The organism is Streptomyces dysideae (genome assembly GCF_001514305.1).
In the GTDB taxonomy this organism is placed as follows: domain Bacteria; phylum Actinomycetota; class Actinomycetes; order Streptomycetales; family Streptomycetaceae; genus Streptomyces; species Streptomyces dysideae.
Window position 1 is genome coordinate 143,389 of the sequence record NZ_KQ949076.1, and the last position, 22,836, is coordinate 166,224.

Genomic DNA, 22,836 nt, shown 5'->3' on the forward strand with positions numbered 1-22,836 from the left:
TTGTGCCCAGGTCGCCTAATGGCTGGTGGTCTTGAGTGTCTTCATGGCTGAGTGCGAGGAGCCCCATGTCGCGTAGAGCTGTCGTCATCGGTGCCGGCCTGGCCGGCATGCTGGCCGCCGCGGCGTTGTCCACCGTCGCGGACGAAGTGATCGTCCTGGACCGTGACGAGCTGCCCGACGGACCGGAGCACCGCAAGGGTCTCCCGCAGGGGCGCCACGCCCACCTCCTGATGGCCGGCGGACTGGCCGCCATGGAGGACCTCGTGCCGGGCGTGAGCATGCGCAAGCATCTGCTCGCCGCCGGCGCCCACGAGATATCGCTCAGCTCGGGCATGGTGGCCCTCACTCCGGAGGGCTGGCTCCGGCGCTGGCGCCACGAGGGCCCGCAGATGCTGACGTGCAGCCGGGCGCTGCTGGACTGGGCGGTACGGGTCGCGGTGCTGGCCAACACCGGGGCCAAGATCCGCAAGGCCCAGGTGCTGGAACTGACCGGGAGCGCGCACCGGGTCGAGGGCGTACGGATCTCGACGGCGGCCGGGGAGACCGACCTCGAGGCCGACTTCGTGATCGACGCGAGCGGACGTGGCTCACGGGTCGTCACCTGGCTTGCCGCACTGGGGATTTCGGACGTCCGCGAGAAGACGGTCGACGCGGGCCTGGTCAACGCCACCCGCATCTACCGCACCCCCGAGGGTGCGGAGAGCTTCCCGCTGACCATGATGCAGGCCGACCCCTACCAGTCCCGGCCCGGCCGCAGCGGTATGGTCCTGCCCATCGAGGGCAACCGCTGGATGGTCAGCCTCGCCGGCACGCGGGGCGGCCAACCGCCGTCCGACACCGAGGGCTTCCTCCAGTACATCCGGGACCTGCCCCACCCGATCCTCGGCCGGCTGATCTCCGGCGCCGAACCGCTCACCGACGTCCACGTCAGCCGCAGCACCAGCAACCATCGCCGGTACCTGGAGAAGACCCGCCAGTGGCCCGAGCGCTTCGTGGTCCTCGGCGACGCGCTGGCCATCTTCAACCCGGCGTACGGGCAGGGCATGACGGTGGCGGCGATGGGCGCGCGGAACCTGGGCCGCGAACTCGAACGCCACGGCCTCACCACCCCCGGCCTCGCCCGGCGCGTGCAGCGAGGGACGGCCCGGTCGGTCGACGCGGCCTGGACCCTGGCCGTCAGCCAGGACATCTGGTTCCCGGAGACCCGGGGCGGGTCCCCCAACATCGCGGACCGCCTGCTCACGTCGTACACCCGCCGCATGATCAGAACGGCGACCAGCTCCTACAGCGCGGCGTCCGCGATCTGGGACGTGACCAGCATGACGACGGGCCCGACGCGACTGCTGCGCCCGTCGACGGTCCTGGCTACCCTCAGCGGCCCGCCCCTCCCGGCGGCCGCCGGCCCGCCCCTGACGCCCGAGGAGCGGGAGATCGTACGGAAGCTGGACCGGACGGCGGGGTGAGACGGGCGGGGGGAGCGGACGGCTGGGTCCGCTCCCCCTTGTTCTTGTTGTTCTTGTTGTTCTTGCTGCGCCTGCGTCAGCTGTTCTTGTTGCGCCTGCGTCAGCCGGCGAAGGCCGGCTGGGCCAGGCCCTTGCCCGCGCCCGGTACGACCAGTACCGAGCCGGCCAGTGGGTGCGGGGCCGTCAGGCCCGTGCGGGCTGTCGTGATGTACAGGTCGGTCAGGTCGGCGCCGCCGAAGGTGCACGCGGTGGGGCGGGGCACGGGGAGTTCGACGACCCTGTCCAGCACACCGTCGGGGGTGTAGCGGCGTACCGCGCCGCCGTCCCACAGCGCCACCCACACACAGCCGTCGGCGTCGACGGTGAGGCCGTCCGGGAAGCCGGCGCCCTCCTCGATCGCGGCGAAGGTGCGTCGGCCGTCGACGCTGCCGTCCGCGTAGTCGAAGACGTCGATACGGCGGGTGGGTGAGTCGATGTAGTACATCAGCCGGCCGTCCGGGCTCCACCCCGTGCCGTTGCTGACGGCCACGTCGTCGAGCACACCCGCGACCGCGCCGTCCCCACCGATGCGGAACAGGGTCCCGCCGCCGGGTGCCTCGTCGTAGCGCATGGTGCCGGCCCACAGGACCCCGTCGGGCGCGACGGCGGCGTCGTTGGCCCGCCGGCCCGGGACGACCTCGCGGTGCAGCCAGCGGAAGCCGCCGTCGGGTTCGACCAGGCCGACCCCGTCGCGCAGGTTGAGGACGAGCCCCCCGCCGGCCCGCGGCTTGGCTGCGCCGACGTGCTGCTCGGTGGCGCGGACGGTGCGGCGCCCGGAGACGGGGTCGTACGTGTGGACCCGCGACCCGAGAATGTCGACCCAGATCAGGTGCTGAGCGGCGGAGTCCCAGGTGGGCCCTTCACCGAGGGCGGCCTCGGCCTGAACCGCGACGTCGTAGGTGTTCGTCATCGTCAGCCCACGCTCCGGTGCCCGAGCCGCTCGGACAGTTCGGCGGCACCCTTGGCGGCCAGCTGCTCCAGCTCGGTCCGCCGGTCGTCGCTCCACCGGATCATGGGGACGGAGATCGAGAGGGCGGCGACAACCCGCCCGGTCCGGTCGTGCACGGGCGCGGCGACGCAGGAGACGTCGGGGTTGGACTCCCTGTTCTCCACGGCGATCCCGCGCTCCCGGATCTCGGCGAGGGCCTCGCGCAGGGCAAGCGGGTCGGTGATGCTGTTGGGAGTCATGGCGGCGAGCTCGCCCCCCTCGGGGAGACGTGCGGAGAGCTCGTGCTCGGGAAGGGAGGCGAGCAGCATCTTCCCCACCGACGTGCAGTGCGCGGGCAGCCGACGGCCGGCGGCGGACACCATGCGCACGGCGTGCGTGGAGTCGACCTTGGCGATGTAGATGACGCCGGTGCCCTCCAGGATGGCCACGTGCACGGTCTCGTCGCAGGTCTCGGCGACGGACCGGGCGACCTGCTGCCCCTCGGCGGCGAGGTCGAGCTGCTCGGCGTACCGGCTGCCGAGCTGGTACGGACGTACGCCGAGCCGGTAGCGTCCCGGCTGACCGGGCACCGCGACGATGTACGACCGGGCGGCGAGCGTCGTCACCAGCTCGTGCACGGTGGTGCGCGGCAGCTGGAGCCGGCGCACTATGTCGGGGGCGGACAGCGTCCCGTCCCCGTCGAGGAAGAGCTCGAGAATGTCGAGAGCTCGGGTCACGGCTGGTACGAGGCGTCCCACGTCCGGCTCCCTCCCTTTGGTGTCTGCGAGGCTGTGTTCGAAATTTCAACAGCCGATCGGAATAACGAACACAGGTTACTCAAAATGCGTTTGTCCGGGCAATGGGCGCGCGGGGGCGAGCTCGAAACGGCGGAGGGCGCGTCAGCGTGCCGAGGAGTCCGGGGCGGCGGCTTCCAGGTCGTCCGCACGTCGGTGGCGAGTGCGCAGAACCTGCCGATGACCAGCTTCTCCGGGCCGAGGGCATCGGGTGGAGGACCGTCGGGTCGGCAGGCAGGGGCATGCTCCGATGGTCCCAGCCGTGCGCCGGCCGGAAGGGTCAGGAATGGAGAAGCGCGTACCGCTCGATGCTTGGTTAGATCGGGGCAGGCCACCAAGCCAACGGGAGATGGAGACACGATGAGCACGCCCAAGAGGACGGACCCGCAGTCGCCGGCGCGGCACATCGCCGACAGCCACGAACTGATCCGCGTGCACGGTGCGCGCGAGAACAACCTCAAGGACGTCAGCATCGAGATCCCGAAGCGCCGGCTGACGGTGTTCACCGGCGTCTCCGGCTCGGGCAAGAGCTCGCTGGTGTTCAACACGATCGCCGCGGAGTCGCAGCGGCTGATCAACGAGACGTACAGCACCTTCGTGCAGGGCTTCATGCCGACGCTGGCGCGGCCCGAGGTCGACGTACTCGAAGGGCTGACCACCGCGATCGCCGTCGACCAGCAGCGGATGGGCGCCGACCCCCGCTCCACCGTCGGCACCGCCACCGACGCCAACGCGATGCTGCGCATCCTCTTCAGCCGGCTCGGCGAACCGCACATCGGCCCGCCCAGCGCGTACTCCTTCAACACCGCCTCGGTCCGGGCGAGCGGTGCGATCACCGTCGAGCGCGGCGCGAAGAAGGCGGTGAAGGCGACCTTCAACCGCACCGGCGGCATGTGCACGCGCTGCGAGGGCCGGGGCACGGTCTCCGACATCGACCTCACCCAGCTCTACGACGACTCCAAGTCGCTCGCCGAGGGCGCGTTCACCATCCCCGGCTGGAAGTCGGACAGCCAGTGGACCGTGGGGCTCTACGCCCAGTCGGGCTTCCTCGACCCGCACAAGCCGATCCGCAGGTTCACCAAGAAGGAGATGCAGGACTTCCTCTACGGCGAGCCGACCAAGGTGAAGGTCAACGGCATCAACCTCACCTACGAGGGCCTGATCCCGAAGATCCAGAAGTCGTTCCTGTCCAAGGACAAGGAGGGGATGCAGCCGCACATCCGGGCCTTCGTGGAGCGCGCGGTCACCTTCACCACCTGTCCCGAGTGCGACGGCACCCGGCTCAGCGAGGGCGCCCGCTCGTCGAAGATCAAGAAGGTCAGCATCGCCGACGCCTGCGCGATGGAGATCCGCGACCTGGCGGAGTGGGTCCGGGAGCTCGACGAGCCGTCGGTGGCGCCGCTGCTCACCGCGCTGCGCCAGACCCTCGACTCGTTCACGGAGATCGGCCTCGGCTATCTCTCGCTCGACCGGCCCGCCGGCACCCTGTCGGGCGGCGAGGCGCAGCGCGTGAAGATGATCCGCCACCTCGGTTCCTCGCTCACCGACACCACCTACGTCTTCGACGAGCCGACCATCGGCCTGCACCCGCATGACATCCAGCGGATGAACGGCCTGCTGCTGCGGCTGCGGGACAAGGGCAACACCGTGCTCGTCGTGGAGCACAAGCCGGAGACCATCGCGATCGCCGACCATGTCGTGGACCTCGGTCCCGGCGCCGGTACGGCGGGCGGCACCGTCTGCTTCGAGGGCACCGTGGCGGGGCTGCGGGCCAGCGACACCGTCACCGGCCGCCACTTCGACGACCGGACGAAGGTCAAGGAGACGGCGCGGAAGCCCGCCGGCACGCTGGAGATCCGCGGCGCGACAGCGCACAACCTGCGAGGCGTCGACGTCGACATTCCGCTCGGCGTGCTGTGCGTGGTCACCGGCGTGGCGGGCTCCGGCAAGAGCTCGCTCGTGCACGGGTCGATGCCCGCCGACGCGGATGTCGTGTCGGTCGACCAGAGCCCGATCCGCGGCTCCAGGCGGAGCAACCCGGCGACGTACACCGGCTTGCTGGACCCGATCCGCAAGGCGTTCGCCAAGGCCAACGGTGTGAAGCCGGCGCTCTTCAGCGCCAACTCCGAGGGCGCCTGCCCCACCTGCAACGGCGCCGGTGTCATCTACACCGACCTGGCGATGATGGCCGGCGTCGCCACCCCCTGCGAGGACTGCGAGGGCAAGCGGTTCCAGGCGTCGGTGCTGGAGTACCGCCTGGGCGGCCGTGACATCAGCGAGGTGCTCGCCATGTCGGTGGCCGAGGCCGAGGAGTTCTTCGGCGCCGGCGAGGCGGCCACGCCGGCCGCGCACCGCGTCCTCGACCGGCTCACCGACGTCGGGCTCGGCTACCTCACCCTCGGCCAGCCTCTCACCACACTGTCCGGCGGCGAGCGGCAGCGGCTCAAGCTGGCCACGCACATGGGCGAGAAGGGCGGCGACCGCCTCGTCTACGTTCTCGACGAGCCGACCACCGGCCTCCACCTCGCCGACGTCGAGCATCTGCTCGGCCTGCTCGACCGGCTCGTCGACGCCGGCAAGTCGGTCATCGTCGTCGAGCACCACCAGGCGGTCATGGCGCACGCCGACTGGATCATCGACCTCGGCCCCGGCGCCGGCCACGACGGCGGCAGGATCGTCTTCGAGGGCACCCCCGCCGACCTCGTCGCCACCCGCGCCACCCTCACCGGCGAGCACCTCGCGACCTACGTCGGCGCCTGAGACAAGGCCCTCGCGGCCACCGGCTCAGAGGTACCGCCCGCCGTCCGCACCCTTCGTCGACTCCGGCGGCCCTGCGGGCACAGAGCCGCCGCCTCCGCTCGCGCTCCCACAAGTACGCGCCGCCCGGCAAGACAAGACAAGACACAAGACGGTGCTGCTTCCTCATGGAGGCCGGGTCCGCCGCACAGATCACCGAGTTCGACACACGGATATTCCGGGACTTCTGGCGGCACCTCAAGAGCCGATACGGCTACTGAGGAGCCGGTGACCGGTTACTGACCCGGACCCACCCGGGCGCGGAGGCCCGGACCCCGCCTCCGCGCCACGCCCGTCTCACCCAGCTCGCCGCGCAACCGCTGCGCCCGCAGGACCAGTTCCAGCTCGAAGCGGCGGTCCGGGTCGTCTATCTCGTCGCCCCACAACTCCCGTATCTGACGCAGGCGATAGCGCACCGTCTGCGGATGGACACCCAGCCGGGCCGCCACCTCCGGCGCCCCGCCCCTCGTCTCCAGCCACGCCAGCAGCGTCTCCGCGAGCCTGCGGCCGTGTGTGGGCCCGCAGTGCGACAGCGGTGCCAGACAGCGCGCCGCCAGGTCGTCGATCAGCTCCTCCGGCTGCAGAAGGACCAGCGCCTCGGTGTGCTCCGTGCAGTACAGGACGTCCCCGGCGGGCAGCAGCCGCCGTTCCATCAGGTGCACGGCCGCCTCCGCCCAGCGCAGTGACTTCGCCGCGTCGGGCAGCGGAACCGGGGGGCCGATCGCGCCCGCCCAGCCGGTCAGGGCGCGGTGGAGCAGCTCGGGCCGCCCGGCCGCGTCCGGCTCCGGCACCACCATCCGCGGCTGCTCGTACTCCATGTCCAGCAGTACGCCCTGCCCGACCGCCGGTGCCACCGCCTCCCGCGCCGGGCGCAGCAGCACGCCCACCGCCACCTTCTCCGGCAGCGGCCAGCCGATGCGGGCGGCGCGCTCCGACAGGGCGTCCGCGGGATCGCTGCGGTGGTGTTCGGCAAGGAGCAGCTCCATCAGCCGGCGTTGCAGACGCAGCCGTTCGCCGGCCTGCCGCGCCGCCGCCTCCGCGTAGCCGCGTACGGACTGGTCGACGAGGCCGTCGAGATACTCGTAGCCCGCGTCGACGAGTTCGTACATCGCGGGCGGCGGGATCTCCACGCGCTGGCCGATCTCGGCGAATCGGCGCCAGGCCAGGCGTACGCCCATCCGGTAGATCGCCTGCAGGGAGTCCAGGGACCGGCCGTGCAGGCCCTCCCCTCTGCCGAACTCCTGGAAGACGCCGGGCGGTACCGTCGGCCGGCCCTCCGACTGCTCCAGGTGCTGGACGAAGACCTCGATCGCGCGGCGGATGCCGACCAGGGCCATCGGCTCGCCCGACTCGTCCAGGACGACGGGGAGATGGGGGTACTCGCGTTGAATCTCGCGCAGGATCTCCTCCGCCAGGGCCGGTGCCTCGGCCATCGCGATCGCGGCGAAACGGCGGACCTGGAGGCGGGGGACGTCGTGCCACGCCGAGCGGGTGGTGACGGGCGGGAAGCGGGCGGAGGGCACGGGTCAACTCCCCTGGCCTGCTTGCTCGTATGTGATCAGGGGTGTGTTGGGCTGGTCGGGCGTCGCTTCCAGCAGCGCGACGACGCCGAGCGCGGCGCCCACCGCGAGTACGGCGGCGAGCACGACGGTCAGCGCGGCGGCGAGCAGTCTGGGCATCGCAGGGTCAGCCTCTCTGTCGAGGTCGTCCCACCCGGCGCCCCACCCCTGCCTGTCGGCCCAGTGTCGACAGTGCCTGACGGCACGTCAAGACATTGACACTCCGTCAAGGGACGCCTACGGTTCCCGCCCCAAGAACGGCCCGTGCATCGACCGTGCGTCAACCACCTGGAGTGCCGGATGCGCCGTAATGCCTCACCCCTTTCCCTGATCCTGCTGGGCCTCGGCACGTTCCTGCTGGTCCTGGCGCCGATGCTCGCCTGGTACGTGACCCCGCGGGCCGCCGTGAACCCCGTCGACATCGACACCACCGCCGTCTACACCGGCACCGGCAGCGTCTTCGACACCGAGAAGATCGAGACCGTCCCGGACCAGCGGATCACCGTCACCCAGCGGGTGCGGGGCAACGTGGCGGACAGCGAGCACAGCGGCAACGCCGTGTGGGACGTGACGACCTCGGTCGACACCGACAAGTCGCTGCCCGCCGCCGACCCGCACGACGCGCTGGACTTCACCCCGCACCGCTGGGTCATGGACCGGCGGACGACCCGGCCGGTGCACTGCTGCGACGAGTCGCCGTACATCGAGGGCGAGGCCTACCTGAAGTTCCCGTTCGACGTGCGGAAACGCTCCTACCAGTGGTGGGACAACTCCGGTGGCACGACGGTCACCATGCGCTACGACGGCACCCAGAAGGTCCAGGGGTACACGGGCTACCGGTTCACCGGCACCGTCGCGCCCGTGAAGGTCGGCAGCCGGCTCGTCCCCGGCTCCATCGTCGACCAGCCGGAACGGTCGCAGGTCCTGGCCGAGGAGTGGTACTCCAATCACGGCGTGACACTCGTCGTCGACCAGCGCACCGGCCGGGTCGTCCACGCCCAGACCGGTCCGCGCCGCACTCTGCGCGCGCCGGGTGCGGACGAGGACGCGGTGGTACTGCTGGACAGCCGGAAGATCGCGTTCACCACCGAGACGCAGAAGGAAGCGGTGCGGCAGGCCAAGCAGGACAGTGGAATGCTGCGACTGGTGAGTGAGACGCTGCCCATCGGGGCGGCGGGGGCGGGATTCCTGCTCGCCCTGGTGGGGGGTGTTTTGCTGGTACGCGGGCGTAAGCACCCCATTGACAACGATGCGCCCGGGACGCCCCCGCCTCCGCTCACGATGTGACGTGACGTCAGCTCTAATAAAGCCGGAAATTGTCATCCCGGTGAGTAGCCGTGGCGAACGGCTGGGCGAAAACTGTCCAACCCACCCGAGCACAGGCCGTCCACACCCCCCTCGCAAGAAGCATCCAAATCCCTCACAGGAACCGAAACCCTCCCTCCCCCACGCTGAGTTCCGCACCCTGAGACGAGTTGGAGCACCCATGCCCCAGCACGTGCCTTCCACTCCCCCACTCTCGGCTTCGCTCGAGCGGGGGGACCCCCATCACGCCGCATCCTCCCGGGCGCCGCAGCACCCTCAGGCGCATCCCCCACAACCGCGCCGAATCGTCTTCCTCGCCCACCGCGACCTGGGCAACCAGGCCGCCGGCGGGTCCGAACTCCTCGTCGACCGGCTGGCCGACGGGCTGACCCGGCTGGGCCACCAGGTCACCCTGCTGTGCGGCGGCCCGGCCTCCCCCACTCTCGGCTCCGCTCGAGCGGGAGGTGCCCCCATCCGCGACTACCGGGTCGTGTCGGCAGGCGGCTCCTACGGCCACTACCTGCGCGCCCGCTCCGCCTTCGCCCGTCAGGTCGGCGACTGCGATCTGCTGGTCGAGGTCTGCAACGGCATGCCGTACTTCGCGCCCGTGTGGCATCGCGGACCGACGATGTGCCTGGTGAACCATGTTCACACCGACCTGTGGAAGATGCGCTTCGGCGGACCACTGGCCCCCGCCGCACGCCTCGGCCGAAGACTCGAACACTGGGCGCTGACCGGTGCGCAGCACCGGAGTCTGCTGGTCGCCGTGTCGCCGTCGACGGCGCATGCGCTGCGGGCGATCGGGGTCGAGCGGGACCGGATCCGTGTCGTCCACAACGGCGTCGAGGAGCCCGGCCCGCGCGCCGACCGCTCCCCCGAGCCGCTCTTCGTCGCCGTGGGACGGCTCGTCGAGTACAAACGGATCGATCTCCTCCTGCGGCTGTGGGAGCGGGTGCGGCCGGTTACCGGCGGGCGGCTCGTCATCGTCGGGGACGGGCCCGAGCGGGAACGGCTCACTGCGATGGCCGGCCCCGGTGTGGAATTCACCGGGCATGTCTCCGAGGCCGAGAAGCACCGGCTGCTGTGTGCGGCGTGGCTGTTGCTGCATCCCTCCGCTGTGGAGGGGTGGGGCCTTGTCGTCACCGAGGCCGCCGCGCGTGAGACTCCGACCGTTGCCTTTGATGTGCCTGGGCTGCGGGATTCCGTCGTGGACGGGGAGACCGGTGTGCTTGCCCACGGGGAGTCCTCGTTCGCGGCGGCTTGGTGCACGCTGGCGTTGTCCGGGCATCGGCGGGAGCTGATGGGCAAGGTCGCCCGGGACCGGGCGGGGCGCTATCGCTGGGATCGGGCGGTGAGACAGTTTCGGGCGGTGGCGTCCGAGGCGGTGCGGGACTGGGCGCCGTGACGCCTATGCGCCGTGTTGGTGAGGTTGTCTCGCGGCTACGGGTTGTTCGTGGCTGGTCGCGCCCACGCGGCGGAGCCGCACATGTCACAGCCCCGCGCCCCTTTAGGGGCGCTTCAGCGGACCGGCGTGTGAAGGATCCCTCCGTTCGGCGTTCCCTTGTTCTCTTCCGGGCCTTTCTGCATGAGCAGGATGATCCTGCGTCCTGTTACTCGCTGCTCGCTCGTGATGCCGTCGATCAGGTTGAGGCCTGTGGCGGGCCCGTTGCCGGCCGGACAGTCGTCGACGTCGGTGGTGGCAGCGGGTACTTCACGGAGGAGTTTCGGCGGCGGGGCGCGGATGCCTACCTCTTCGAGCCGGACGTGCGGGAGCTGGGCGAGAAAGCTCCCGACGGGGCCGTGATCGCCGACGGTTATCTCCTCCCTCTCCGCGACGGGGTCGCCGACGTCACCTTCTCCTCCAATGTGCTGGAGCACGTCGCCGATCCGCAGACCTTTCTCAGTGAGCTGGCGCGGGTGACCCGGCCCGGCGGGCTGATCTATGTGTCGTTCACCAACTGGCTGTCCCCGTGGGGCGGTCACGAGTGGGCGCCCTGGCACTATCTGGGCGCCGAACGGGCCCGCGCCCGCTACCGGCGCCGTACCGGCAGGCCCGCCAAGCACACCCTCGGCGAGAACCTGTTCGCCGTGCACATCGGGCCCACCCTGCGGCAGGTCCGCGCCCGCGACGACGTGACGGTCGTCTCGGCGCGCTCCCGCTACTGGCCGTTCCTCGCGGAGACCGTCGTCAAGGCGCCCGGGATACGTGAGGTGGCCACCTGGAACCTTCTCCTCATCCTCCGGCGGTGTCCACCATGACGACGTCCACGGTCCAGGCTCCTCCTCCGGCAGCAGTCCCCACCACCGCGATCATGTCGGGCCCGCCGGAGGGCCCGCGGTCGCGGCGCTGGCTGCTGGGGTTCTGGGCCGTGGTGTTCGTGCTGTTCCTGGTGGTGCGTCCGGGGCGGCAGACCTTCGACACCAAGCTGGGGGTCACGAACGATCCCGGGCGGTTCTTCGCCGATCTGGGGCAGTTGTGGCACGACCAGAGCGGGTTCGGCGGGATCCAGGACCAGTACGCGGGCTATCTGTGGCCGATGCTGCCGTTCTACTGGCTCGCCGATGTCATACGGCTGCCGGTGTGGCTGGCGGAGCGGCTGTGGCTGTCGCTGATCGTGTCCGTCGCCTTCTGGGGTGCGCTGCGGCTGGCCGAACGGCTGCGGGTCGGGAGTGGGGCGTCCCGGCTGCTCGCCGCGGTCGTGTATGCGCTGTGGCCGGTGTTCACCATCGTCATCGGGTCCACGTCGGCCGCCGCGCTGCCGGGCGCCTTCCTGCCGTGGGTGCTGCTGCCGCTGACGAACGAGCGGTACAGCGCCCGGGTCGCCGCCCTGCGCTCCGCGCTGATCATCCCGTTCATGGGCGGCGTCAACGCCGCCGCGACCCTGGCGTCACTGCTGCCCGTCGGCCTGTATCTGCTGTCCCGCCCGCCCGGGCCACGGCAGCGCAAGCTGATCGCCTGGTGGGTGCCGGGGGTGATCCTGGCGACCGCCTGGTGGTGGATCCCGCTGCTGATGCTCGGCGTCTACGGCGAGAACTTCCTTCCCTACGTGGAGACTTCTCGGACCACGACCGACACCATGGCGGCGACGGAGGCTCTGCGCGGCGCCGGGAACTGGGTCGCCTATCTGCACTTCGGTGAGGCCTGGCTGCCGGCCGGCTGGACCGTCGCCGCGTCGGTGATCGTCATCGTCTGCTCGGCGCTCGCGGCCGGGCTGGGGCTGGCGGGGCTGGCCCGGCGGGACATGCCGGAGCGGCGGTGGCTGGTGCTGACCGTGGTGACCGTCGCGCTGATCCTGCTCGCCGGGTACGGCGGTGCCTTCGGGGCGCCCTTCCATGGGCTCGTGCAGGACTGGCTGGACGGCTGGCTGGTGCCGTTCCGGAACATCTACAAGTTCCAGACGGGGCTGGCGCTCGCCCTGGTGCTGGGGCTGGCGCATCTGGTGGGGGTGGCCTCGGAGACGCGCGGGGCGCGGCCGGTGCGGGGGCGGCGGTTCGCGCCGCTGGTCGCGGCCGTCCTGGTGCTGCCGGGGCTCGTCTGGCCGTATCTCAACGGGGCGATCCTGAACCCGGGTTCCTTCCCGGAGATCCCCAAGTACTGGTCGGCGACGGCCGACTGGATGGAGAAGTACTCTCCCGACGCCCGCGTCCTCGTGGTCCCGGCGACCGCGCACGGCATCTACACCTGGGGCTCGACCATCGACCAGCCCCTCGACGTCGTCGCCGAGTCCCGCTGGGCGCAACGGGACTACGTCCCCTTCGGCACCCCCGGCAACCGGCGCGCGATGGACGCCGTGGAGCAGGCGCTGATGAGCGGGGGTGAAGTCACCGGGCTGGCCGACTACTTGAGCCGCGCGGGCATGTACTACGTCGTCGTCCGCAACGACCTGGACCCCGACCAGGTCGGCTATGTCCCGACCACGACCGTGAAGCGGACGCTGGAGCAGTCCGGGTACGAGCGGGTGACGGGCTTCGGGCCGGTGATGACCGGCGGGCGGATCGCGCACGACACGCCACTGCAGGTGGAGGGGCTGTATCCACGGCAGCGGGCGGTGGAGATCTACAAGCCGGTGAGCGAGGACGTGCCGCGACCGCACCAGGCGGGACTGCAGCCGGTCGCCGGCACCGCCGTCGTCTCCGGCGGCCCGGAGTCCCTGCTGCCGCTGGCCACCGAACTGCGCGGCCGGCCCAGCGTGCTGACCGGCGACAACCATCCCGGACTCGGCTCACCCCCGCTGCAGGTGGTCGGGGACGGGCTCCGGCGCGCGGACACCCGGTTCGGGCTGGTCAACGCCAACACCTCGTACACGTACACCCGCGACGAACGCAACGCGCCCGACGCCGCACAGGACGCCGGCCAGAAACCGCACCAGATCCTGCCGACGACCGGCACCGACCACCAGACGGTCGCCGAGCTGCGCGGGGCCCGGTCGGTCACGGCGTCGTCGTACGGCAGCTGGCTGTTCCACCTCCCGCAGTACGACCCGGCGAACGCCTTCGACGGCAACCCGGACACCGCTTGGACCGAGGGCGCGGCGGGCTCGGGGGACGGGCAGTGGCTGCGGATCCGGTTCGCGGAGGACGCGTACGACATGCCGTCGTCGTTCAAGGTCACCCCGCTGCCGCAGGAGGGCGTGCGGTCGGCGGCGACCCGGGTGCGAGTGGAGACGGAGAAGGGGTCCGTGAGCAGCTTCCTGCGCGCGGACGGGAGCACGCAGACCGTCAAGGCTCCTGCGGGCGCGACGAGTTGGATGAAGCTGACGATCACCGACACGGTGTCCCGGCGAGCGGGCCTGACCGGTGCGGGTTTCTCCGAGATCGACCTGCCGAACGTCCAGGTGACCCGGCTGCTGCGGCTGCCGACCGACGCCGAGAACTCCGGTGCGGCCGCCGAGGTCGTGTCCCTGTCCCGCACGTCCGACCCGACCGGACTGTCCGCGACCGGCACGGAGGCGGGGCTGCACCGCCGCTTCTCCACGGCCGCCTCGGGAACGTACGAGATGAGGGCGGGCGCGGTGCCCGTGCCGGGCGAGGAGCTCGACCGGCTGCTCTACGAGGTCGCCCCCGACCAGCAGAACCGCATCACCGCCACCGCCGACTCGACCGCACGGCTCGGTGCCGGGCTGTCGGCCCGGAACCTCACCGACGGCGACCTGACGACGGCCTGGATCGCGGGCGACCGCCCGACCATCCACCTGCGGTGGAGCGGAAAACAAGCCGTGGACGAGATCGTGCTCGCCCCGGCCGGCGGGCTGTCCACTCGGCCTACCGAGGTGCACATCAGCTCCCCCGACGGGGCGGCGATCGCGGGCGTCGACGAGAACGGCGCGGTGCGGTTCCCCGCGATCACGACGGACCGGCTGGACATCACGGTCACCCAGACCGCGCCGCTGACCCTGTACAACCCGGTCGTGGACGAGGATCTACGGCTGCCGGTGGGGCTGACGGAGGCGTACCTCCCGGCCCTCGACCAGTACCGCACTCCGCAGCCCGACGGGTCCCGGAAGTTCACGCTGGCGTGCGGGCAAGGGCCCGTGCTGTCAGTGGACGGGGAGCTGTACCAGACGGGTCTGCGGGGGACGGTCCGGGATCTGGTGGAGCGCCGGGTGGTTGACGTGACACTGTGTCAGGAAGGGCGTGAGGACGCCGAGTTGTCGTTGCCGGCCGGTGAGCACCGGGTCGAGGCCGGGGATGCCGGGCCGCTGGCGCTGAGCGACGTCACGCTGACGCGGGGCACGGTGGCCGAAGCAGCCGTCGCGGGCCGGCAGTTGGGGATACGGGACTGGCTCGGCGACCGACGCGAGGTGACCGTCGGGACCGGAGCGGCCTCCTACCTCACCATGTACGAGAACTTCAACGACGGCTGGCGGGCCACGCTCGACGGCAAGGAACTCACGCCGGTACGGCTCGACGGGTGGCAGCAGGGGTGGCGGATCCCGGCGGGCACCGGCGGCACGGTCAAGCTGTCCTACGAGCCGGCGGTGACCTACGAGGCCGGGCTGATCGGGAGCGGGGTGGGGCTCGCCCTGCTGGCGGGGCTGGTGCTCTGGCGGCGGCGGGCGGAGAACCCCGACGAGCCGCAGGTCGTTCCGCCGGCGCCCGGGGTGTGGCTCGGTGCGGTGGCGTTGACGGTGGTGGGGGTGTTCATCGCCGGATGGTTCGCGTTGCTGGTGCCCGCGCTGGCGGTGGTGGCCTGGCGGCGGCATGCGCTGCTGGTGCCGATCGCTCTGCTGGCTCTGGTGGGGGCGGGGGTCGCTGCCGCTGTCGGGGCCGGGGAGCCGGTGGGGGCGGGGGAGGGAGCGTTCGGGCCGGTTGCCCAACTGCTCGCTCTGATCGGGCTGTTCGCGGGGGTTGTGAGTGTCCGGGAGCAGGAGAGCGGGAGTGGGAGGGGTGAGGCCGGATGAGCGGTGGGCCTGTGCGGATTCCGTTTCCCGTGGTGGACGAGATCGCCCGGCACTGCCTCCAGGAGGAGGAGCCGGAGACGGTCCATATCGAGGTCCATCTTCCCGGGCCGCTGGATCCCGGCCGGTTGCGGAAGGCGTTCACCGAGGCATTGCTTCGGCATCCTCGGATTCTGATGCGGGAGGCGTCCGGGCGGTGGTATCGGCGACGGTACGAGTGGGAGCTGACGGCTGAACCGGAGGTGGAGGTGGTGGGGGGTCCGGTGGGGGGGCCGGATGCGTTGCGGGGGGCTCGGACGCGGGCGCTCATGGAGGTGCCGCCGCTGTCTGTTTCGCCGCCGGTGAGGCTTGAGGTGGTTCAAGGGGCTGGGCCCGTTGAAGGGAGCGAGGCTACTGATGCCGTCGGTGAAGTCCGTGCTGGGCATGAGGGCCGGCGCGGAGGTGGGACGCTCGCCCGCGCCGGCGGGGTGCCGCTCTCCTGGGGACGGGTGCCGCCCCAGCGGTACGACTGCCCGCAGCTGAACCACTCGGTCCTCTTCCTCACCATCAACCACACCGCCCTGGACGGCCCCGCCTGCCTCCGAGTCCTGGCCACCGCCGCCGAGCTGTACGGCGCCAAGGACAACTCCCCCACCGCACCCCCCACCCGAACCACCCCCGAACCCCCGCGACCCCCCGAAGCCACCCCCTCCAACTGGTCCCCACCCGCACGCGTCGCCCCCGGCACCCCCGAGTCCTCCCCCGGCAACGGCATGCTCGTCACCGAGCTGGCCCTCCCCCACCGCCCCAAGGGCTCCCCCTACACCGTGAACGACCAGCTCATGGTCACCACCGCCCTCACCATCGCCCACTGGAACAGAGAACACGGCGCCCACCCCCGCCCCCTCCGCATCACGATGCCCGTGGACGACCGCCCCCGCGACACCACGATGCCCATCGGCAACGGCACCCGCCTGGTCGAAGTGACCTTCACACCCGAGGAGTTGGCCGCACACGACGCCGCCGCCATGCCCACCCTCCTCCGCCGTACGGCCACCCGTACCCGCGCCCTCAAGTCCCTCCCCCGCCCCCAGCTCGGCCACGGCGCCGCACTCCTCACCGCCCCCATCACCCCCGTAGCCTGGCGCGCCGCCCTCACCCGCGGCCTCCGCCGGGCCGCCGCACCCTGGACGTCCACCACCCTGCTCAGCAACATCGGCCGCATCCCGTATCCGCTGGACTTCGGCGAGGAGGCGGGCCGGGCGCACGCGGTGTGGTTCTCGGCGCCCGCGCGGATGCCCCGCGGGCTGACCGTGACCACCGCCTCCACCGCCGGCCGTCTCCACCTCGCCCTGCGCTGGTCGCGCACCCTGCTCAGCCACGGCGACGGCGCGCACCTGCGGGACCTGTACGAGCACTACCTCCACTCGACGGAGGTGACCCCATGACGACCACTCCCATGAAGCCCCCTGAACTGCGCGACTTCTACGAGAACCCGTCCGTCCCCGTGGCCTCCGGCACCCCCCGCAGCCTCCGCCAGGCCCGGATGCTCGCTGCCGCCCTCGGACCGCCCGTCGCGGGGAGAGAGCAGACCGTCCTCGACATCGGCTGCGGCGACGGCACCGCGGCCGCCACCGCCGCCCCGTTCCTGACCGGCCACCGCGTCGTCGGCATCGACTGGTCCCAGGACGCCCTCAAACGCGCCCGCGCCCGGATGCCGTACGCCGTGCGCGGTGAACTCACCGGCGGCGGGCTGCCGTTCAGGTCCGGGACCGCCGACGCCGTGCTGTTCAGCGAGGTGATCGAGCATCTCGTCGATCCGGACGCCGCACTGGACGAGATACGGCGGGTGCTGCGGCCCGGGGGCCATCTGATGCTGTCCACCCCGAATCTGGCCGCCTGGTACAACCGGGGGCTGCTGCTGGCCGGAGTCCAGCCCGTGTTCTCCGAGGTCAGCCTGCGGGCGATCCACGGGCGGCCGGGGCGGGAGGTCGTGGGGCATCTGCGGCTGTACACCGCCCGCGCGCTGCGGGAGTTCGTCACCGCGGCCGGCTTCGAGGTCGTACGGCTGCGAGGGGCGCCCTTCCACGGCGTACCGCGTCCGCTGCGGGCGCTGGACCGGCTGGCCTGCGCGGTGCCGTCGGCCGCGTCGATCCTGCTGCTGCACGCGCGAAGGACGTAGCAGATGTGGTGGGGAGTCGCCGCCGCCCTGCTGGCGAACGTCCTGTACAGCAGCGGATTCGTCCTGGAGAAGCGGGCGCTCGCCGCGCTGCCTCAGGTGACGATCCGGCAACCCGCCCAGCTGCTGCGGCTGGTGCTCGGCAGTCCGCTGTGGATCGGCGGCTCGCTCGCCCTCGCCGCCGGCTTCGCCGCCCAGCTCGCCGTCTACCGCACCCTGCCGATCGCCGCCGCACAGGGCATCTTCGTCTCCGGTCTCGTCCTGCTCGTACTGCTGTCCGCGCGGCTGCTGGGCGAGGAGACCACCGGGCGGGAACGGTACGCGCTCGGCGCGATCCTCGCCGCGCTGCTGATGGTCGTACTGTCGCTGCGCGAGGGCTCGGAGACCGTCAGCCGGGCCGCGCCCTATCCGCTGATCCTGCTGGTGTGCGTGCCGTCGCTGGCGGCGGGCGTGTGGCTGTACAACTCCGCCGAGCGGAACGCCCGGCACCGGCACCGGCTGCCCACGACCGGCGTCGAGTACGGGGTGGCGGTCGGCCTGCTGTACGGGGTGAGCTCGCTGGCCATCAAGGGCGTGTCCAGCTATCTGTCGGCCGACGACCCGGTCGGCGCGGTGGCGGACGTACTCCGCTCCCCGTACCCGTATCTCCTCCTGTTCACCGGCGCGTTCGGCCTCGTCATGTCGCAGGCCGCGCTGCAGCGCTGCCGGGCCTCGCTGATCGTGCCGGTGTGCACGACGGTGACGTGTCTGTTCACGGCGGTACTCGGCACGCTGTCGTTCGGTGAGGCGCTGCCGGACGATCCGCTGCGGCTGACGCTGCGGATCGCCGGTACGGCGCTCGCCGTGGCCGTACTGCTGTCCATGCCCAAGCACGACCCCGCACCCCGATCCACGGCCGGTGCAAAGGAGTTGACGTCCTCATGAAGTCCGACGACCCGTTGCTGCAGATCCTGGCGTGCCCGCTCGACAAGGGGCCGCTGTCCCTCGTCATACCGGACGGGCCCGCCGCCGCGGACGAGGCGCTGTACAACCCGCGGCTGCGCCGCCGCTATCCCATCGTCGACGGCATACCTCAACTGCTGCCCTCCTCCGGGACGCAGGTCTCCGACGACGAACACGAAGCACTCCTCGCACTCCTCAAGCGGACGGCCCCATGACCATGACTCTGGCCTCGCGGGTGGCGCCCCTGCTGCCCACCCGTCTCGTCGCCGCGGCCGCCCGGGCCGTGTACCCGCGGTTCGAACCGGAGCTGGCGAGGCTCGGCGAACTGTGCCCGGCGGACTGCGGGACCGCCGTCGACGTCGGCGGCTGGTACGGCCCGTGGACGCGCCGCCTGTCACGACGGGCCCGCCAGGTGGTGACCGTCGAACCGGTCCCCCACCTGGCACGGCTGCTGGCCTCGCGGGCCCCGGCGAACGTCCGGGTCGTCCAGGCCGCCGCCTCCGACCACCCGGGCCGCGCCCGCCTCTGGCTGCCGCCGGGCGACACGGGCGACCGGGGCGTGTCGTCCCTGGTCCGGCGCGACATCCACGGCCAGGCCCTGGACGTCGGCTGCGTCACCCTCGACGAGCTGGGGCTGCGGGACGTCGGCTTCATCAAGATCGACGTGGACGGCAACGAGCTCGCGGTACTGCGCGGCGCGGCCGGACTCCTGGCCCGCGACCGGCCGGCGCTGTTCGTGGAACTGGAGTCACGGATCCAGCCGGTCGGCCCGGTGGTGACGTACCTGTCGCTGCTGCGCTACGACGGCTGGGTACTGCCCGGCGACAACTGGATGCCGCTCGCCTCGTTCCCCCTGGAGGCCCACCAGGCCGACGCCGCGTACGTCGTCTCACGCGGTCTGCTGCGCCGTGTGCTGCCCTTCGCCGGACCCCGGTACGTGAACTCCGTCCTCTTCCTCCCCGACGGCCGCCGCCCGGGCGGCGCCAAGGTGGGCGACGATGGATCGCATGGCCTCCGGAAAGCCCCCCGCTAGCCCCTACAGCCCCTTCACTCCGCGCGACTTCCAGCTGGTGCTGCTGCGCCGCATGGCCGACCACAGCCCGGACCTGGTGGACGAGGCCCGCCGCGAACTGGGCGTCTCCCTGGCCGACATGCGGGAGGCCAACAAACGGTGGCAGGCCATGATCCGCTCCCCCCGGGCCCGCGGCGCCGCCTCCCGCTACCGGTCCGTCCTGGGGGCACCCGAGTCCGTCGTCGCCCGCAAGGTCGGCGACCTGGAATGCGAGGCCTGGCTGTGGCCGGTGCCGCTCTGGCCCGACCTGCGCTTCGAGGTACTGCTCGCGCCGAACGGAGCGGTATGGAACGAGTGGCTCGTCCGCGCCCCCGGCACCCCCGCCCCGCCCCTCCACACCCTCGACGACCTCACCCCCTGGTCCTGCACGGTCGACGAGGCCGCCCACGCCTTCGCCCCCGCCCGGCCTCTGGAGGGCACGGCCCCGACCCGGTGGGGGCTGGCCTTCGAGGCGCCGGACGGACGGGGGGTGCGGCGGCGGTGTGTCGCCGAGTTCACGTGGGGGTTGCTGCAGCGGGTGGCTGTGGATACGCCGTGACTCAGCGAACGGCCTCCACGAGGATCGCCTCGACCACCCGCGACACCGACCCGGTGTGCAGCGACAGAAACAGGTTCGGCTCGACGAGCTCCAGCTCCATCACCCGCGGCTCCCCGTCCTCCCCGTCGACGAGATCCACGCGCGCGTACAGCAGCTCGGGCGCCTCCGGTACGGCGGCCAAGGCCCGCTCGGCGACGGCGAGTTCGGCGGCCGTCGGCGTCCAGGGCTCCAGCCCCGGATGCGCGACCTTGTCCGCGTCGTACGCCGTCCCCGGAGCCAGCACGGCCCGCTTCCGGCTGGCGTGCAGCAGCCGCCCGCCGAAGAACTGCAACGCCCGCTCCCCCACGGCGTCGATGCTCCGGACATACGGCTGCACCATCGCGGTCAGCCCTTCGGCGTGCATCCGCGCGAGTTGCCGTACGGCGGTGTCGTGCTCGTCTGGCGTGTAGCGCGCGGCGTACCGGGCGCCGGCCCCCGAGGTCGGCTTGATGACGTACTCGTGGTCGCCCGGCAGGTCGGCGGCGTCCTTCGGCGCGAGATACCGGGTGGGGACGACGGGCACGCCATCCTCGGCAAGCTCCCCGAGGTACCGCTTGTCGGCGTTCCACCGCACGACGTCGGCCGGATTCGCCAGCTTGGTCGCCTTCCCGCACCGCTCGGCCCACTCCAGGAACTCACCGGCCCGCCAGCTGTAGTCCCAGGTGGACCGTATGACAGCGAGGTCGTACCCACCCCAGTCAACGTCACTGTCGTCCCAGTACACGGAGTCGGCCTGGGCCCCGGCGTCGCGCAGCGCCCGCACCAGCACCGGGAGGTCGACGTCGTGGCTGGGCTCGGGGCGGGGGTCGTAGGTGACGAGGGCGACACGGGGTGACACAGGGAGACTCCATTCACGTACGGCGCACAGCGGACGATCCGCGCCCCGCAGGCTAACCGCGCGCCCCGCAACAGCGACAACCCATTCGACCCTCCCCTTCGGGGAAGGCCCAGCATCGGTGACGGAACCGGAAGGGGACACCGGACAGAAAGCGGGGGGCGCCCATGAAGCCACTGCCGACGCCGACGACACTGACGATCGGTGCCTTCGCGAAGGCGTGCCGCCTCTCTCCGAAGGCATTGCGTCTCTACGACGAACTGGGCCTCCTGCGCCAGGGCGGCTTTGCGTGTGCGAAGCCGCCGTCGGGGTTCTGATAGCCGCGCAACCGGGGCATTGAGACTCTCCGCGCCCTACGAATCCTGGCCGCATACCGCAAATGAACCCCCGCGCCGACTGCCATCCTGGGCGGCCCAGTGCAGGACTCCCTCGCCTGCACCTGGCGATGTCAGGCTGAGGTTGGAAAAGCCTCACTGTCACGCCGACGCCGAGTAAAGCCCATCGCCCGGTGGCGGCTGCGGCGGCGGTCCGCCCCAGCCCGGCCCCGGTGGCAGCTGCAAGCCCGGAGGGGGCGGCGGCTGCTGCCCCTGCCACCCATGCGGCGGCTGCTGGCCTCCCGGCCCCGGATACCCGCACGACATGAGACCCCCCACGTTCTATGCGATGAGAGGGGACACGGTAAGCGGCGGCGCCTGTGTAACGGGCGGTTGATGTCGGACCTGTGGCAGTCCGCCCGGGAGCAGTCGAGATCGATGCCGAGGCGGCAGAACCCGCAGGCGATCACATTGCAGCGCACCCGCGCCGATCCGGGTGGTGCGCGGGCGGGTGGCGCTGATCCCCTGGGTGATGTTCGCCATCACCGGCGCGCTCACCGCGATCGGCGCGGTCAGCCCGGCCGCGGTCGCGATCGTCGCCCCGATCGCACTGAGCTTCGCCGCCCGGTACGGGATCAGCCCGCTGCTGATGGGCGCGATGGTGGTGCACGGGGCGCAGGGCGGCGGTTTCTCGCCGATCAGCATCTACGGCTCGATCGTCAACGGCATCGTCGAGCGCGAGAAGCTGCCGGGCAACGAGGTCGCCCTCTTCCTGGCGTCCCTGATCGTGAACCTCGTCATCGCGGGGATCGTGTTCGTCCTCTTCGGAGGGCTCAAGCTGTGGGCGCAGGGGGCGGTGACGCCGGACGGGGAGACCGCGGGCGGCGCCTCGGGCAGTACCGGCAGCGCGGGCGGCTCCGGAAACGCCGGGAAGGTGAGCCCGCCCGGAGGCACCAACGGCACCGGGCCTGCCCTCGCCGGTACCGCCACCGCCGTAGCCACCCGCCCCACCCCACCCGACACCACCCACCTCACGCCCGTCCGCACCGCCACCCTCACCGCCCTGGTCGCCCTCGTGGTGGCCGTCCTCGCCTTCGACCTGGACGCCGGGCTGACCGCGATCACCCTCGCCGTCGCCCTGAGCACCGTCTGGCCGGAGGACAGCCGACGGGCGGTCGGCGAGATCGCCTGGCCGACCGTGCTGCTGATCTGCGGTGTCCTGACGTATGTCGGCGTGCTGGACGAGATGGGCACGATCACCTGGGCCGGTGAGGGCGTCGGCGACATCGGCGTTCCGCTGCTGGCCGCGGTGCTGCTCTGCTACATCGGCGCGATCGTGTCGGCGTTCGCCTCGTCCGTGGGGATCATGGGCGCGCTGATCCCGCTGGCGGTGCCGTTCCTGGCGCAGGGCGAGATCGGGGCGGTCGGGATGGTGGCGGCGCTGGCGGTGTCGGCGACGGTGGTGGACGTGAGCCCGTTCTCGACGAACGGTGCGCTGGTGCTGGCCGCGGCACCGGACGTGGACCGCGAGCGTTTCTTCAAGCAGCTGATGGTCTACGGAGGGATCGTGGTGGCGGTGGTGCCCGCGGTGGTGTGGCTGGTGCTGGTCGTGCCGGGCTTCGGCTAGAACCGGCGTAACCGGCGGCCGACGGGCAG

Annotated in this window: 17 protein-coding genes and 2 pseudogenes; 14 read left to right on the forward strand and 5 right to left on the reverse strand. The window is 71.6% G+C overall.

What is annotated here, in order from left to right; genetic code table 11:
- The first annotated feature begins 65 nt into the window (after window positions 1-65).
- Complete coding sequence (locus AQJ91_RS03980; RefSeq protein WP_067016387.1) at window positions 66-1,463, forward strand: FAD-dependent oxidoreductase; 1,398 nt, start codon at window positions 66-68, stop codon at window positions 1,461-1,463.
- A gap of 100 nt (window positions 1,464-1,563) precedes the next feature.
- Here the strand turns inward: AQJ91_RS03980 and AQJ91_RS03985 are convergent, their stop codons facing one another.
- A complete protein-coding gene (locus AQJ91_RS03985) occupies window positions 1,564-2,412 on the reverse strand; it encodes an SMP-30/gluconolactonase/LRE family protein (protein ID WP_067016389.1) in 849 nt (282 codons plus the stop codon).
- Between the two features lie 2 nt (window positions 2,413-2,414).
- Entirely contained in the window at window positions 2,415-3,188 is a 774-nt protein-coding gene (locus AQJ91_RS03990) for an IclR family transcriptional regulator (RefSeq protein ID WP_067016391.1), read from the reverse strand.
- Window positions 3,189-3,584: 396 nt separating this feature from the next.
- On the opposite strand from AQJ91_RS03990, the gene AQJ91_RS03995 reads away from it, so the two are divergent.
- A complete protein-coding gene (locus tag AQJ91_RS03995) occupies window positions 3,585-5,984 on the forward strand; it encodes an excinuclease ABC subunit UvrA (RefSeq protein WP_067016393.1) in 2,400 nt (799 codons plus the stop codon).
- Between the two features lie 272 nt (window positions 5,985-6,256).
- Here the strand turns inward: AQJ91_RS03995 and AQJ91_RS04000 are convergent, their stop codons facing one another.
- Both AQJ91_RS04000 and AQJ91_RS54300 read right to left on the reverse strand, forming a co-directional pair.
- On the reverse strand, window positions 6,257-7,543 hold the full coding sequence (locus AQJ91_RS04000; protein ID WP_067016395.1) for a PucR family transcriptional regulator: 1,287 nt from the start codon (window positions 7,541-7,543) through the stop codon (window positions 6,257-6,259).
- A 3-nt stretch (window positions 7,544-7,546) separates the two neighbouring features.
- Window positions 7,547-7,699, reverse strand: a complete 153-nt coding sequence (locus AQJ91_RS54300; RefSeq protein ID WP_199847839.1) for a hypothetical protein — start codon at window positions 7,697-7,699, stop codon at window positions 7,547-7,549.
- Between the two features lie 180 nt (window positions 7,700-7,879).
- Between AQJ91_RS54300 and AQJ91_RS04005 the strand changes: the two genes are divergently transcribed.
- The 10 genes from AQJ91_RS04005 to AQJ91_RS04050 all read left to right on the forward strand — a co-directional run bounded on the left by AQJ91_RS04005 (window position 7,880) and on the right by AQJ91_RS04050 (window position 19,992).
- Complete coding sequence (locus AQJ91_RS04005) at window positions 7,880-8,866, forward strand: cell envelope lipid trafficking protein PgfA (protein WP_067016397.1); 987 nt, start codon at window positions 7,880-7,882, stop codon at window positions 8,864-8,866.
- A gap of 199 nt (window positions 8,867-9,065) precedes the next feature.
- The gene (locus tag AQJ91_RS04010; protein WP_067016400.1) at window positions 9,066-10,289 is read left to right on the forward strand and encodes a glycosyltransferase family 4 protein; all 1,224 of its coding nucleotides are present in this window, start codon (window positions 9,066-9,068) and stop codon (window positions 10,287-10,289) included.
- 5 nt (window positions 10,290-10,294) lie between these two features.
- On the forward strand, window positions 10,295-11,143 hold the full coding sequence (locus AQJ91_RS04015) for a class I SAM-dependent methyltransferase (RefSeq protein WP_407696820.1): 849 nt from the start codon (window positions 10,295-10,297) through the stop codon (window positions 11,141-11,143).
- Window positions 11,140-15,285, forward strand: a complete 4,146-nt coding sequence (locus AQJ91_RS04020; RefSeq protein WP_067016405.1) for an alpha-(1->3)-arabinofuranosyltransferase — start codon at window positions 11,140-11,142, stop codon at window positions 15,283-15,285. The genes AQJ91_RS04015 and AQJ91_RS04020 overlap by 4 nt, the downstream gene beginning before the upstream one ends.
- On the forward strand, window positions 15,282-16,709 hold the full coding sequence (locus AQJ91_RS53350) for a condensation protein (protein ID WP_067016407.1): 1,428 nt from the start codon (window positions 15,282-15,284) through the stop codon (window positions 16,707-16,709). The genes AQJ91_RS04020 and AQJ91_RS53350 overlap by 4 nt, the downstream gene beginning before the upstream one ends.
- Window positions 16,706-17,443, forward strand: a complete 738-nt coding sequence (locus tag AQJ91_RS04030; protein WP_067016409.1) for a class I SAM-dependent methyltransferase — start codon at window positions 16,706-16,708, stop codon at window positions 17,441-17,443. Before AQJ91_RS53350 ends, AQJ91_RS04030 begins: the two co-directional genes overlap by 4 nt.
- Before the next feature lie 3 nt (window positions 17,444-17,446).
- Window positions 17,447-18,364, forward strand: a complete 918-nt coding sequence (locus AQJ91_RS04035; protein WP_067016411.1) for a DMT family transporter — start codon at window positions 17,447-17,449, stop codon at window positions 18,362-18,364.
- Window positions 18,361-18,597 (forward strand): Trm112 family protein, encoded by a 237-nt coding sequence (locus tag AQJ91_RS04040; RefSeq protein ID WP_067016413.1) that lies wholly within the window; start codon window positions 18,361-18,363, stop codon window positions 18,595-18,597. Before AQJ91_RS04035 ends, AQJ91_RS04040 begins: the two co-directional genes overlap by 4 nt.
- Window positions 18,594-19,415, forward strand: a complete 822-nt coding sequence (locus AQJ91_RS04045; RefSeq protein WP_067016415.1) for an FkbM family methyltransferase — start codon at window positions 18,594-18,596, stop codon at window positions 19,413-19,415. Before AQJ91_RS04040 ends, AQJ91_RS04045 begins: the two co-directional genes overlap by 4 nt.
- On the forward strand, window positions 19,381-19,992 hold the full coding sequence (locus AQJ91_RS04050; protein WP_067016417.1) for a hypothetical protein: 612 nt from the start codon (window positions 19,381-19,383) through the stop codon (window positions 19,990-19,992). The genes AQJ91_RS04045 and AQJ91_RS04050 overlap by 35 nt, the downstream gene beginning before the upstream one ends.
- Window position 19,993: 1 nt before the next feature.
- Here the strand turns inward: AQJ91_RS04050 and AQJ91_RS04055 are convergent, their stop codons facing one another.
- The gene (locus AQJ91_RS04055; RefSeq protein WP_067016419.1) at window positions 19,994-20,869 is read right to left on the reverse strand and encodes an ATP-grasp domain-containing protein; all 876 of its coding nucleotides are present in this window, start codon (window positions 20,867-20,869) and stop codon (window positions 19,994-19,996) included.
- A gap of 164 nt (window positions 20,870-21,033) precedes the next feature.
- On the opposite strand from AQJ91_RS04055, the pseudogene AQJ91_RS51800 reads away from it, so the two are divergent.
- Together AQJ91_RS51800 and AQJ91_RS04060 are read left to right on the forward strand one after the other, a co-directional pair.
- A pseudogene (locus AQJ91_RS51800) lies at window positions 21,034-21,180 on the forward strand (MerR family DNA-binding transcriptional regulator); the annotation flags it as partial.
- Window positions 21,181-21,664: 484 nt separating this feature from the next.
- A pseudogene (locus tag AQJ91_RS04060) lies at window positions 21,665-22,807 on the forward strand (SLC13 family permease); the annotation flags it as partial.
- Window positions 22,808-22,836 lie beyond the last annotated feature (29 nt).